We start from the raw sequence: 13,539 nt of genomic DNA on the forward strand, positions 1-13,539 counted from the left end.
TCAAGGACCTGCGGGTGCTACCGGCGCTACTGGACCTCAGGGGCCTCAAGGTAACACAGGCGCTACCGGCAATACAGGCGCTCAAGGACCTGCGGGTGCTACCGGTGCTACCGGACCTCAGGGGCCTCAAGGTAACACAGGCGCTACCGGTGCTACTGGACCTCAAGGTGTTCAAGGTAACACAGGTGCTACGGGTGCCACTGGACCTCAAGGTGTTCAAGGTAACACAGGTGCTACGGGTGCCACTGGACCTCAAGGTGTTCAAGGTAACACAGGTGCTACTGGTGCTACTGGACCTCAAGGTGTTCAAGGTAACACAGGTGCTACGGGTGCTACTGGACCTCAAGGTGTTCAAGGTAACACAGGTGCTACTGGTGCCACTGGACCTCAAGGTGTTCAAGGTAACACGGGTGCTACGGGTGCCACTGGACCTCAAGGTGTTCAAGGTAACACGGGTGCTACCGGCGCTACCGGACCTCAAGGCATTCAAGGACCAACGGGTGCTACCGGCGCTACTGGTATAGGAGTTACTGGACCTTCTGGACCTTCTGGTGGGCCTACCGGACCTACTGGGCCAACTGGACCTAGCTTCCCTGTAGCAACAATTGTTGTAACAAACAATATTCAGCAAACAGTACTGCAATTTAATAACTTTATTTTTAGTACTGCAATTAACGTAAACAATATTATCTTCAACGGCACAGATACAGTTACTGTTATCAACGGTGGTATTTATGTAATTAGCGTATCCATTTCTACAACTGCGCCAGGATGCGCTCCACTCGGAGTAGGAATTTCAATTAATGGAGCAGTCGCAACTGATAATTTCTCTTCAAATTTAATAGGCGACTCACTTTCATTTACTACAATCGAAACATTAGTAGCTGGTGCAAGAATTTCTGTCCAATCTACTCTTAATGAGATTACGATTCCTGCGACAGGAAATACTAACATCCGCCTTACTGTATTTAGAATCGCTTAAATTTCACTATATATTGTTTATGACAAATAAAAAAAGAGCGAGAAACTCGCTCTTTTTTTGTTATGTACAATAATTCATTACTATTCTAATTCAATTGAAACATTTTTTTGTGGTACAAATGTAGAAATTGCATGTTTATAAATAAGCTGTTGCTTACCTTCTGTTTCCAGTAGGACTGTAAAATTATCAAATCCTTTAATTAGTCCACGAAGCTGGAAACCATTTAATAAGTACAGCGTAACAAACGTATTTTCTTTACGGAGTTGATTTAAAAACTGATCTTGAATATTGATTGATTGCTTCATGTCGAATCCTCCTCTTTTTCTCTACTTACTATTATTCGACTTTACTTGTAACTTTCCTTCTATGTATCGTAAAATTTCTGACGTTTTTTCACCGTCTGTAACATCAAACCACGTGACATCCATTTTATTACGGAACCACGTTAATTGACGCTTTGCATAACGACGCGAATTCGTCTTTAATTGTGATACCGCATCTTCTAAAGAGGCTCGATTCTCAAAATAATCATAGATTTCTTTATATCCAATCGCTTGAATAGATTGACAATCTCGTATCCCTCTATTATACAGCCCTTCTACTTCCTCTAATAGGCCTTGTTCCATCATCAAATCCACTCGTAAGTTAATGCGATCGTATAGCATTTCTCGATCCATTGTCAAGCCAATTAATGAAACATCATAGAGTAACTCTTTTTCTTGTTTCTCAATTTGGTCACTCATTTTTTCACCCGTCGTGTGGAAAATTTCTAACGCCCGAATGACACGTCGTACATTATTTGCATGAATACGCTCTGCACTTTCTGGATCTACTTCTTGCAATTTTTTATGTACATATTCCACACCGCGTTCTAAAGCTAACTTTTCCATTTGCTCTCGGTATATCACATCACCAGCATCATCTGTAAACTGATAATCAAATAAAACAGATTGTATATAAAGACCGGTTCCACCAACTATAATTGGTAAGTTACCACGTTCTGTAATTTCTTGAATATGCTTGCGAACACGTTCTTGAAATTCCGCGACAGAAAATGAATCTTCCGGATTTTTTATATCGACCATATAATGTGGAATTCCGTCCATCTCTGCTTTTGTTACCTTTGCAGTTCCAATATCCATCGTTCGATAGATCTGCATGGAATCACCACTAATAATTTCACCGTTCAACGCTTTGGCAAGATCGATACTTAACTTCGTCTTTCCAACAGCAGTTGGTCCAATGATGACAGCAACTTTTTCACGTTGCAATTCTCCCATATCATTCAACTCTCTTTATGTAATATACTCCATCTATTGATTATACCCAATCTTACCAATTTTAACGGCATGATTGCAAGTTCTTTCATTTCGGTACATGAAATTACATATAAAAAAGAACATAGTTTGTCCAATTCTGCATATACATGATAAAAATAGTTTCGAGAGGATGAGTTAACTATGAAACAATCCACCATCAATTTTTCATCTTTGACAAAAGACCTCATTTTAGCTACTTCTACAAAAGAACAAAATTGTTCACAAGAGGAATTATACTTCGCCCTAAATTGTTTACTACGGGCTTTTCATTCTACTCTCCATGAAACAACATTACATGTAGAAAATAAAAATACAGAATATATACAAACGCAATTTTGCAGTGCATATAAAATTATTACAGGTAAAACTATTTATCCATTTCAATAATCCATAAAAAGCGGCTGCTTACATAATTTCAAGCAACCGCTTTTTATATTAATATCGATAACCTATTGTATAACTTTCACTTTTACAGATTTGCGCCCCCAGCTATTAGCACTACCATCTGAACCGACTAATACATCAATACGATTTCCTTTAATCGCACCACCAGTGTCTCCAGCAATCGCTTCTCCATATCCTTCTACCCATACTTTTGAGCCAAGCGGAATTACTTTCGGATCAACAGCAATTACTTTCATATTTGGATTTGCTGTCAAATCATGCCCCATTGCAGTTAATACACGACCACCATACGAACCATTCTCACTCGGATCTGCTGTATATGCCGTCGCTTCTACTGTAATTTCACGACCACCAGTAGGCGCACTTGTTTCAGTAGATTTCGCAACTGGTTTTGCAGCCGGCTTTTCTTTTACCACAGGTTTACTTGATTCTACCTTCTTAATAGAATCGTTACTCTTAACAGACTCTTTATTCTTAACTGCTGTATTATTTTTAACCGGCGTATTTGTTCTAGCCGGCGCTTCTTCTTGAGCTACAACTTCTTTCTTTTCAATTACAGGTGCCGTTCCTGTTAAAAATGGCACGTGAACATATCCGACTTTTCCATTGTAGTCGAATTGTAACCATTCATTTTGAACTTGATTCGTCGTTTCAATCACATCACCTTTATTAAGTTTACCTAAAATTTCAGAATCAGTATTCGCTCCAGCACGAACATTTAATACGCCCGCCGTTACATAATATGTGCTCTTTGTAAACTCAGCACTTACAAACGCTTCCTTACCGTTCAACTTAATTTTTGTCCATCCATTTTCTGTATTTATAACATCTAGTGTATTCCCACTTAACACTTTACCTACAAGCTTTGACTCTACATTTGGGTTTTCTCTAACATTTAATACGTCTGTCGTTACAATTGTTTCCGCTTTAGCAGAACCTGCAAAAATCCCAAGACCAAAAACTGCTGCTGTTGCTATACTTAATAATTTTTTCATGAATAGCCTCCATTTGCTTTGTTTTCGTATTTTCATTATAGCAACAGATTTTTAGAATTTTTAGAAATCACACAATTACAAAGCATTCGTAATATACGATTAATGAGCTGTAACATAAATTTCCATATTAATAAAATGTATTTTTAATACAATCTCCAATGGTTTTCATATATTTTTTACATACGAGCACAAGAACTTTTTCCAGAAAAAATTACAGTGTTACTTTTTTGTTACAAAAAACCCAAAATTCATTACATCTTTTACCAAAAAGCATCAATATTCCATTGTTAACCTATTTTTTTGTAATAAAAAGAAAGCAGCTACTAAAAGCTACTCTCTTTTCATTTGTTATTGAACTTTCTTTTTCCAAACACCTAGCATAATAGCCGAGACAATCGTTCCAATTAATATAGAGAAAATATATAGTAACGGTTTATTTACTAATGCTATTACAAATAAACCACCATGCGGTGCCGGTAATGTAATTTGGAATAACATAGATAACGCACCTGCAATACTTGAACCAACAACACAACTTACGATTACTCGAACCGGATCTGCAGCTGCAAACGGAATCGCACCTTCTGTAATGAACGATGCTCCCATAATATAATTTGTTAAACCAGATTTACGTTCCGCTTCTGTAAACTTTGATTTAAAGAATGTAGTTGCGAATGCAATCGCAAGTGGCGGTACCATACCACCAGCCATAACTGCTGAGTGCACTCCAAAATTCTGTGCTTCTATTGCAGCAATACCAAACGTAAATGCCGCTTTATTAATTGGACCACCCATATCAATTGCCATCATACCACCTAAAATAAGACCTAGTAATATAGCATTCGTACCATTTAAACCATTTAACCACCCTGTCAACATTTCATTTAATGCTACTACAGGCGGAATTACTACTTTTTGCATTACAACTCCTGTAATCAATAATCCAAAGACTGGATATAACAAAACAGGTTTAATTCCTTCTAATTGTACTGGTAGTCCTGAAAATAATCTTTTTAACCCTAAAACAACATATCCAGCTAAGAAACCAGCAATTAATCCACCTAAAAATCCAGCATTCGCATTCGCCGCTAAAAATCCACCTACAACACCAGGCATAAAACCAGGACGATCAGCAATAGAGCTTGCAATAAATCCAGCTAAAATTGGTACAAGGAATAAAAACGCACCTGTTTTTCCTCCACCAATTGACATGAACAATTCAGCTAAAGGACCTTCCGCCTTTATACCACCAAACGAAAATGCTAGCGCTATTAAAATCCCGCCACCAACAACGAATGGAAGCATATTACTTACACCGCTCATTAAATGCTTATAAATTCCTAATCCTTTTTCTCTCTCAATACTTTCTGTTTTCCCATCCTCTTTTACACCTTTAAAGATTGGTGCATCTTGTTTGACAGCTCGTTTAAGCAGATTTTCCGTTTTTCTAATCCCATCAGCAACTGGCACTTGAATGACATGTTTACCAGCAAAACGATTCATTTCTACTTGTTTATCTGCCGCAACAATAATAGCTGTTGCACGTTCAATATCCTCTTTCGTTAAACCGTTTTTAATACCTGTTGATCCGTTCGTTTCAACTTTAATCGCTATTCCTAACTCTGCCGCTTTTGCTTTTAAGCTATCCGCCGCCATATATGTGTGAGCGATTCCAGTTGGGCAAGCTGTAACAGCAAGTACGTACGGTTCATTTCCTTCTGGTTTTGCAACTTCAATCTCTTCTTCTTTTTCATTCTCTTTTTCATCAAATAGTTGAAGAAGCTCACTTTCATCCTTCGCTTCTAATAGTTGCTTGCGAAACCCTTCATCCATTAATAATGTCGATAAACGAGACAACGTTTCTAAATGAGTATTATTCGCTCCTTCACTTGCAGCAATCATAAAGAATAAGTGTGCCGGTTGTCCATCAAGCGACTCATAATTGATACCGCTTACACTTCTACCAAAACAAATCGATGGTTGTTTAACAGCCTTTGTCTTCGCATGAGGTATTGCAATACCTTCCCCTATTCCAGTCGTACTTTGGGACTCCCGCTTTAAAATAGCTTCTTTAAATTCCGTTTTACTATTTAAACGATTTGCCCCGTTTAATTTCTCAACTAATTCATCTATGACAGCTTCTTTATTTGAAGCTGTCAAATCCATAATGACTGTATCCCTTTTTAATAGTTCTGTAATTTTCATATGTTGCTTCCCCCTATCGCTTAGCTACAATTACTTGCGACAATAATTCTTCTACTTTTTCCTTCTTACATAAATCAGCTGAAAATGCTGTTGCACTCCCTGTTGCAACGCCGTATTGAAATGCCTTTTCAATATCTTTTGTCTGTTCATATTTGCCTACAAACCCTGCAACAAGAGAATCTCCGGCCCCAACTGAATTAATTACAACACCTTTTGGAACAGTCGCTTCATATATACCTTCTGCCGTAAATAATAAAGCTCCCTCTCCAGCCATCGATACGATAACGTGTTTTACACCTTGTTCAATTAATTTTCTTCCATAAGGTAAAATGTCTTCTACTGTTGAAAGCTCCACTCCAAACAACTCACCAAGTTCATGGTGGTTTGGCTTAATTAAAAACGGCTTATTTTTAATTACATGTTGCAGTGCACTTCCACTTGCATCTACTACTACACGAATACCTTTTTCAGCTCCAAACGCAGCGATTGATTCGTAAAAGGTACTTGGAATAGAGACTGGTACACTCCCAGCGAGTACAACACAATCTCCAGGTTGCATACTCTCAATTTTTTTCATTAACTGTTCGAACTGCTCTTTTGTTACAATAGGACCTTGGCCATTTAATTCTGTTTCTTCTTTCCCTTTTATTTTCACATTAATGCGAGTATCTTCATCTACTTGGACGAAGTTTGTTGTTACACCTTCGTCATGTAATACCTCTTTAATAAATTGACCAGTAAATCCACCAGTAAATCCAAGTGCTATATTTTTAACACCTAAACGCTGAAGAACACGAGAAACATTAATTCCTTTTCCTCCAGGAAACTTCATATCTTTCTCCGCTCGATTTATTGTTCCTAAATCAAAAGAAGGAACTTGCACTACATAATCAATAGATGGGTTTAAAGTAACTGTATAGATCATTGTTTATCAGCCTCAATTACATTGGTTTGTTTTTTATATTTTTCTAAATCAATTTCTAAATGGTTTGTAATAATATTTGCATCTTCAACATTTGCAATTTTCGCAAACGCAACTTCTGAAAACTTACTTTCATCAATTAAGAAATATCCTTCGTTTGCTAATGTTAATGCCATTTGTTTTAGGAGCGCTTCTTCTGGATCTGGCGTTGTAAAGCCAAGCTGTTCATGTACACCATTTGCACCTAAAAAACATTTATCAAAGCGATACTTCTGCATACTTTCCTGTGCCATAGCACCGATTAAAGCTTTCGTCCTACTCTTCATCATTCCGCCTAGTAAATACGCACGAATATTATTTTCAACTAAAGCTTCAATATGCATAAGTCCATTCGTAACGACAGTAACATCTTTATTGATTAAAAATGGAATCATTTCAAATGTTGTACTCCCTGCATCTAAATAAATACAATCACCTTGTTCAACAACGCTAGCCGCATAATTAGCAATTTGTTGTTTTATTTGAATGTTTTTGGATGATTTTTCAACCATCGTTGGTTCTTGCCCTTTTCCTGTTAAAACAGCGGCACCACCATGAACTCTTTTTAATAACCTTTGCTTTTCCAATTGTGCTAAATCACGGCGAATTGTCGACTCAGAGCTTTCTGTTCTTTCAACTAATTGCTGTAATTTTACAACTTTCTGTTCTTTTACAAGTTGCAATATCATTTGATGACGTTCAGGAGTTAACATTTTATTCACCTCTTCTTTGATTACAGTATAATGAAAACGGTCACAAAAATCAACCACAAACATTCAAAAATAATCACAAACATTCATAAACGCTTATAAACAGCAAAAAAGAAACCTATTCGATCAAACAATCAAATAGGTTTCTTTTCTAAATTCACTTATAAAGAAGCTTTATATATACTTAGAACATCATCTTTATTTAATTTTTTAAAGTTACCAAATTCACCATACACCATCGCTTTATTAGCCATTATATCAATTTCATTTTCTCCAATACCGTAATCAGCTAATGTTGCTGGCGCTTCAATTGAAGTCCAAAATTGACGCAGTGCCTCAATTCCTTCTAACGCCACTTCTTTATCTGTTTTGCCATCTGTTTCTATATCAAATACACGAATAGCGAACTGTTTAAAACGACTTACATTTTCCTCTACAACATGTTTCATCCAGTTCGGGAATAAAATCGCAAGCCCACCTCCATGCGGTATATCATGAACAGCAGAAACTGCATGTTCAATATTATGAGTTGCCCAGTCACCTCTTACTCCCATCGCTAAAATGCCATTTAACGCCATCGTTCCGCAATATAAAATTGTTTCCCTATGCTCATAATTTTCTAAATCACTTAAAAGCTTAGGTGCTGTTTCAATGACTGTTCTTAAAACAGATTCACAATAACGGTCTTGTAGTTCTGTATTCGTTCCATGATGGAAATATTGTTCTAATACATGTGACATAATATCTACCATACCATAAATCGTTTGATCTCTCGGTACAGATGCAGTATGAACTGGATCTAAAATTGAAAACTGCGGGAATGTAACTGGGCTTCCCCATCCATACTTTTCATTCGTTTCCCAATTTGTAATTACCGAGCCTGCATTCATTTCAGAACCTGTCGCAGCAAGAGTAAGTACAGTGCCAAATGGTAATGCCTCACTAGCAAATGCTTTTTTCGTTACAATATCCCATACATCTCCATCATATTTGCTACCAGCAGCAATCGCTTTCGTACAGTCGATTACACTTCCTCCACCAACTGCTAAAATAAATTCAACTCCATTATCTTTACAAATTTGAATCCCTTTCTTTACAGTTGATACACGAGGATTCGGTTCAACACCCGTCAATTCAAATACTTCTGCATTAATATCCTTTAAAATAGAAATTACATTATCATAAATACCGTTTCTTTTAATACTGCCTCCTCCATATACGAGAAGAACCTTCTTACCAAACTGTGGAATTTCAGTTTTTAACTGTTCTAATTGATTTTTACCGAAAATAAGTTTCGTTGGATTACGAAATACAAAATTTTGCATATTTCTTTACCATCCCTTCTATATGAAAAGCAACTATACTTTTGTATACCATATTTTTTTCATTTCACAAAAAGATTTGCTTAACAAAAAAGCCCCAGCCTAAGGGCTGAGACTTTTATTGATAATAAGGTGAGATCATTAAGTAAACAATAACACCAGATAAACTTACATATAACCAAATTGGCATCGTCCAACGTACAATTTTACGGTGACGTGTTAATTGATTTGTAAAACCAAATACAAGTGCAAACAATGCAAGTGGTACAATAATTGCAGCAAGGATAATATGCGTAATTAAAATAATGAAGTACACATATTTAATGAACCCTTCTCCGCCAAAATGTGTTGCTGGCGCCAAGTAATGATACGATAAATAAGAAACACAAAATAGCAACGTCGTTGTAAATGCTGCGAGGATAAAACCACGGTGCATTTTCACATTCTTTTTAATAATAGAGTATAAAGCTGCTAATAAGAATACGAACGTAAAGCTATTAAAAATCGCATTTAACATTGGTAAAATTGTTACATCAAAATGTACTTCTCCTTCATAGCCAACAGGTCCAAAGAACAAAAATAAAATAATCGCATTTACAATTACAGAAAGCGTTATCACAATAGGAGCATAGCTTTTCTGATTTGTTGATTGATTCACCAAAATGGTCACTCCCTCTTCCTTCAAGTATGTATACATAACCTCACTATTTTAACATATTATTCACAGTGTAAATGTGACAATAGTTTGACACAGCAAGACAAGACAAAGAAAAAAATCCTTCTTAATAAAACTTCTTAAGAAGGATTTTATCGCTTTATTATTCAAATAGCAACGCGATTAATTTTTGTTAAAAAATGTATCGCTATATGCTTGAAAAATTTCAGACACTTGATATCCCATTAATGAAATTGCTGTTAATGAAAAGAAACCAATCATAAGAAATCGAAACCACATATAAATCTCCTCCTTGTATTTAGCTTAAAAAACATTAGCTACCTTACAAGTTGCGTGGCACTCTTCATCATCACTTTCCTTCTTCTTTACAATTGCTGTTATAAATCGAATCATAAAGAATAGTACAAAAGGAAATTGTTCGTAATTCACATTGGCATAGTTTAGCAACGGCTCGCGCTGCACATCGAACGGAGATGAGAAGGAATAGAACATACCTTGCTCTTCCATATATACAATTACAATTTTCATGCAAAATACTATTCCTAGAAACGAAACAATATCTTGCCATTCTGTCGTATATAACAAGTTATACAGCTCTAATACGTACTCTTCCAACATCATCCCCCCTTCCTTTTTTACCATTCTGCTCGCCTTCGTATAAAAAGTCAAGAAAAAAGTTTATATTCACTATGACAATAGTAATTACTTGTTTCTATGATTCTTTTATAGCAATGATTGGGTGTAACTCTCTTCTAAAACAAGAAATTAGAATCGAACAGATTCCTCATTTTTACTTTCGGAATTCAATACTGTACTATTTTTATTTCTATTAAAAATAAAATAAGAAATTATTATAAGAAGAGTAACAAGCATCGTTAATAGTGCCTGTGAACGTAAAGATTCAATTGCGATCATTGCAACTAAAACTGCTATAATCGCAGCAATTGTAACATATGTTACATATGGAAAAAGCCACATCTTCACTTTCAAATTTTGTTGTTCTGCTTTCCCCATTTTTTTACGTATCTTGAAATGTGAAATTGCTATAACGAGATAAACGAGTAATGCAATACCGCCAGATGCATTCACTAAAAATAAAAATACTTTATCTGGAGATATGTAACTAAAAACAACTCCAATGTAAGCAAAGAAAGTTCCAAATAAAACCGCCCGAACCGGAACACCACTACTATTCAATTTCAAAAATGCCTTTGGTGCATCTCCTCTTTCTGCCATTGAAAAAAGCATTCTTGAGTTCGTATATAAACCCGAATTTAAACAAGAAAGTACAGCTGTTAAAACGATAAAATTCATAATTTGTGCTGCCGCTGGTATCCCTATATGTTCCAATACCGCCACAAATGGGCTTTTTAGTATGTTCGCTGAATTCCACGGAAGGAGTGTAACAACTACAGCGATCGATCCAATGAAAAATACGAGAATACGCCAAATCACACTATTTGTTGCTGTTTTTACTGCTTTTACAGGTTCGGCAGACTCTCCAGCGGCTACAGCAACAATCTCAGATCCCATAAATGAAAATATAACGACGGTGATTCCAAGTAACACCGAACTTATACCATTTGGCATAAACCCTCCTTGCCCTACTAAATTCGAAGTGCCAGGTGCTTCCGTTCCTGGTACAAATCCTAAAATAACAGCAAGACCTAAGCAAAGGAACAAAACAATACTTATTACTTTAATAAATGAAAACCAATATTCAAATTCTCCAAATGATTTCACCGAGAAAACATTCGTCAACGTTAATAAAATCGTTAATATTAAGCTTAATAACCAGAGTGGGATTTCCGGAATCCAGTATTGAATAATACCAGCACCTGCTGTAGCTTCTATTGCAATAACAATTACCCAGAAAAACCAATATAGCCACCCAATTGTATAACCTGCCCATGGACCAATTGCTTCTCTTGCATATGTTGCAAATGAACCACTTGTCGGATTAATAGCTGCCATTTCCCCCAGCATTCTCATAACGAAAATAACTAGAAGCCCTGCTAATGCATATGAAACGATAGAACCAGGTCCTGCCGAATGCACAACCGCACCACTTCCAACAAACAAACCAGCTCCTATTACGCCACCAATTGAGATCATTGTAATGTGGCGTATTTTGAGGTCTTTCTTAAGATTTTTATCCAACTCTTGTACATCCCCTTCCAAACTAAATTTTGAAATTTATGTAAGAGTACTGTGCGAAAGATTTTGTCCTATACTTTAAAATATATCAAAATATTCTGAATTTAACAATTGCAATTCAATCTCCTTCAAAAATTATTTCATTAGGTTTAATACTTTCCCATACACAATTGTTGAGAAAATTATAGTCCTCTTACAAAAGAAAGAATTTTCAGATATCATTAAATAAACAAGATTATACATCTAGACAACTTTTTGTATAGGAGTGTTAATATGTTAAACAAGTTCAAATTTTTTTGTTGTATTTTAGTAATGTTCTTACTACTACCGCTATCCCCTTTCCAAACACAAGCAGCAAACAATTTAGGTTCAAAATTACTCGTTGGATACTGGCATAACTTCGATAACGGTACTGGCATTATTAAATTAAGAGACGTTTCACCAAAATGGGATGTAATCAATGTATCTTTCGGTGAAACTGGTGGTGATCGTTCCACTGTTGAATTTTCCCCTGTATATGGTACAGATGCAGAATTCAAATCAGATATTTCTTATTTAAAAAGTAAAGGAAAGAAAGTAGTTCTTTCAATAGGTGGACAAAATGGGGTCGTTTTACTCCCTGACAATGCCGCTAAGCAACGTTTTATTAATTCCATACAATCTCTGATTGATAAATATGATTTTGATGGAATAGATATTGACCTTGAATCGGGTATTTACTTAAACGGAAATGACACTAATTTCAAAAAACCAACTACTCCTCAAATCGTAAATCTTATATCAGCTATTCGAACAATCTCAGATCATTATGGTCCAGATTTTCTATTAAGCATGGCTCCTGAAACAGCTTATGTTCAAGGCGGTTATAGCGCATACGGAAGCATCTGGGGTGCATATTTACCAATTATTTATGGAGTGAAAGATAAACTAACATACATTCACGTTCAACACTACAATGCTGGTAGCGGGATTGGAATGGACGGTAATAACTACAATCAAGGTACTGCAGACTACGAAGTCGCTATGGCGGATATGCTCTTACATGGTTTTCCTGTAGGTGGTAATGCAAATAACATTTTCCCAGCTCTTCGTTCGGATCAAGTCATGATTGGACTTCCTGCAGCTCCAGCGGCCGCTCCAAGTGGCGGGTACATTTCTCCAACTGAAATGAAAAAAGCTTTAGATTATATCATTAAGGGCATTCCTTTCGGAGGAAAGTATAAACTTTCAAATCAGAGTGGCTATCCTGCATTCCGCGGCCTAATGTCTTGGTCTATTAATTGGGATGCAAAAAACAACTTTGAATTCTCTAATACTTACAGAACATATTTTGATAATCTTTCCTTGCAAAAATAATAAAAAACAACAATAGGTTACATAACCTATTGTTGTTTTTTATTTATGTAAATTACTTTTTCACTTCTACATGATGAAGAGATTCTTTTTCATCTCTTACATAACTATTCACAAGACTTAAAAGTAATTTACCACCAATTAACATTGCTTGTTCATCAAAATCAGCACGTAGCGCTATCGTCTTCCCAGGTCTTCCACCTTCAATTACGCCGATTACTCCTCTGCTCCCGATATTTGTTTTCACATCAATATGAAAACTTTTTAAGATTTCAGCTATTTTTCTCGGCGTTTCTATTTCTTGCAACGATAGCTCTGGATATTGATGAAAATCTCTTCGTCATGAAACTATTTGGTTATATAAACTTTCCAATTCTTTATGCCATGTTTCTATCCTAGAAATTCCCCTTTCTTTATTTAACACTTTAAACAAAACTTACATAATATTCAGTAT

13 protein-coding genes and 1 pseudogene are annotated in these 13,539 nt (G+C 36.0%); 3 read left to right on the top strand and 11 right to left on the bottom strand.

Annotation, left to right across the window (positions count from 1 at the left end; genetic code table 11):
* Positions 1–982, top strand: a 982-nt coding sequence (locus MR167_RS06125; protein WP_242314189.1) for a Gly-Xaa-Xaa repeat protein, incomplete at its 5' end; no start/stop codon positions are given.
* A gap of 80 nt (positions 983–1,062) precedes the next feature.
* Here MR167_RS06125 and hfq read toward each other — a convergent pair.
* Both hfq and miaA read right to left on the bottom strand, forming a co-directional pair.
* Positions 1,063–1,287 carry an RNA chaperone Hfq gene (gene hfq / locus MR167_RS06130; RefSeq protein WP_000813896.1) on the bottom strand — a complete coding sequence of 75 codons (225 nt, stop codon included), beginning with the start codon at positions 1,285–1,287 and terminating at the stop codon, positions 1,063–1,065.
* 21 nt (positions 1,288–1,308) lie between these two features.
* A complete protein-coding gene (gene miaA, locus MR167_RS06135) occupies positions 1,309–2,262 on the bottom strand; it encodes a tRNA (adenosine(37)-N6)-dimethylallyltransferase MiaA (protein ID WP_000504289.1) in 954 nt (317 codons plus the stop codon).
* A gap of 180 nt (positions 2,263–2,442) precedes the next feature.
* Between miaA and MR167_RS06140 the strand changes: the two genes are divergently transcribed.
* Positions 2,443–2,688, top strand: a complete 246-nt coding sequence (locus tag MR167_RS06140; RefSeq protein WP_000814430.1) for a hypothetical protein — start codon at positions 2,443–2,445, stop codon at positions 2,686–2,688.
* Between the two features lie 62 nt (positions 2,689–2,750).
* Here the strand turns inward: MR167_RS06140 and entD are convergent, their stop codons facing one another.
* The 8 genes from entD to gabP all read right to left on the bottom strand — a co-directional run bounded on the left by entD (position 2,751) and on the right by gabP (position 11,735).
* Complete coding sequence (gene entD, locus MR167_RS06145; protein WP_000735454.1) at positions 2,751–3,701, bottom strand: cell wall-binding protein EntD; 951 nt, start codon at positions 3,699–3,701, stop codon at positions 2,751–2,753.
* Positions 3,702–4,049: 348 nt separating this feature from the next.
* Complete coding sequence (locus MR167_RS06150) at positions 4,050–5,906, bottom strand: PTS fructose transporter subunit IIABC (protein ID WP_000704609.1); 1,857 nt, start codon at positions 5,904–5,906, stop codon at positions 4,050–4,052.
* Positions 5,907–5,919: 13 nt separating this feature from the next.
* Entirely contained in the window at positions 5,920–6,831 is a 912-nt protein-coding gene (gene pfkB / locus MR167_RS06155) for a 1-phosphofructokinase (RefSeq protein WP_023522800.1), read from the bottom strand.
* On the bottom strand, positions 6,828–7,580 hold the full coding sequence (locus tag MR167_RS06160; protein WP_000957288.1) for a DeoR/GlpR family DNA-binding transcription regulator: 753 nt from the start codon (positions 7,578–7,580) through the stop codon (positions 6,828–6,830). Before MR167_RS06160 ends, pfkB begins: the two co-directional genes overlap by 4 nt.
* 158 nt (positions 7,581–7,738) lie before the next feature.
* Positions 7,739–8,902 carry an iron-containing alcohol dehydrogenase gene (locus MR167_RS06165; protein ID WP_001179113.1) on the bottom strand — a complete coding sequence of 388 codons (1,164 nt, stop codon included), beginning with the start codon at positions 8,900–8,902 and terminating at the stop codon, positions 7,739–7,741.
* Positions 8,903–9,017: 115 nt separating this feature from the next.
* Positions 9,018–9,560, bottom strand: coding sequence for a DUF420 domain-containing protein (locus MR167_RS06170; RefSeq protein WP_000248061.1), 543 nt, complete (start codon positions 9,558–9,560; stop codon positions 9,018–9,020).
* Positions 9,561–9,878: 318 nt separating this feature from the next.
* On the bottom strand, positions 9,879–10,217 hold the full coding sequence (locus tag MR167_RS06175; RefSeq protein WP_003309818.1) for a hypothetical protein: 339 nt from the start codon (positions 10,215–10,217) through the stop codon (positions 9,879–9,881).
* Between the two features lie 123 nt (positions 10,218–10,340).
* Positions 10,341–11,735: a GABA permease gene (gene gabP, locus MR167_RS06180; RefSeq protein WP_000360101.1), complete on the bottom strand. Its 1,395-nt coding sequence runs from the start codon at positions 11,733–11,735 to the stop codon at positions 10,341–10,343.
* 270 nt (positions 11,736–12,005) lie between these two features.
* Here gabP and MR167_RS06185 point away from each other — a divergent pair, with 270 nt between their 5' ends.
* Positions 12,006–13,088, top strand: coding sequence for a chitinase (locus MR167_RS06185; RefSeq protein WP_242314191.1), 1,083 nt, complete (start codon positions 12,006–12,008; stop codon positions 13,086–13,088).
* A 154-nt stretch (positions 13,089–13,242) separates the two neighbouring features.
* Here the strand turns inward: MR167_RS06185 and MR167_RS06190 are convergent.
* A pseudogene (locus tag MR167_RS06190) lies at positions 13,243–13,479 on the bottom strand (amidohydrolase); the annotation flags it as partial.
* Between the last annotated feature and the right edge of the window lie 60 nt (positions 13,480–13,539).

This window comes from Bacillus cereus group sp. BfR-BA-01355 (genome assembly GCF_022663675.1).
In the GTDB taxonomy this organism is placed as follows: Bacteria; Bacillota; Bacilli; order Bacillales; family Bacillaceae_G; genus Bacillus_A; species Bacillus_A thuringiensis_S.

Coding starts and splice junctions, on each gene's coding strand:
- hfq (WP_000813896.1), bottom strand. CDS start 1,287: ATGAAGCAATCAATCAATATTCAAGATCAGTTTTTAAATCAACTCCGT.
- miaA (WP_000504289.1), bottom strand. CDS start 2,262: ATGGGAGAATTGCAACGTGAAAAAGTTGCTGTCATCATTGGACCAACT.
- MR167_RS06140 (WP_000814430.1), top strand. CDS start 2,443: ATGAAACAATCCACCATCAATTTTTCATCTTTGACAAAAGACCTCATT.
- entD (WP_000735454.1), bottom strand. CDS start 3,701: ATGAAAAAATTATTAAGTATAGCAACAGCAGCAGTTTTTGGTCTTGGG.
- MR167_RS06150 (WP_000704609.1), bottom strand. CDS start 5,906: ATGAAAATTACAGAACTATTAAAAAGGGATACAGTCATTATGGATTTG.
- pfkB (WP_023522800.1), bottom strand. CDS start 6,831: ATGATCTATACAGTTACTTTAAACCCATCTATTGATTATGTAGTGCAA.
- MR167_RS06160 (WP_000957288.1), bottom strand. CDS start 7,580: ATGTTAACTCCTGAACGTCATCAAATGATATTGCAACTTGTAAAAGAA.
- MR167_RS06165 (WP_001179113.1), bottom strand. CDS start 8,902: ATGCAAAATTTTGTATTTCGTAATCCAACGAAACTTATTTTCGGTAAA.
- MR167_RS06175 (WP_003309818.1), bottom strand. CDS start 10,217: ATGGTAAAAAAGGAAGGGGGGATGATGTTGGAAGAGTACGTATTAGAG.
- MR167_RS06185 (WP_242314191.1), top strand. CDS start 12,006: ATGTTAAACAAGTTCAAATTTTTTTGTTGTATTTTAGTAATGTTCTTA.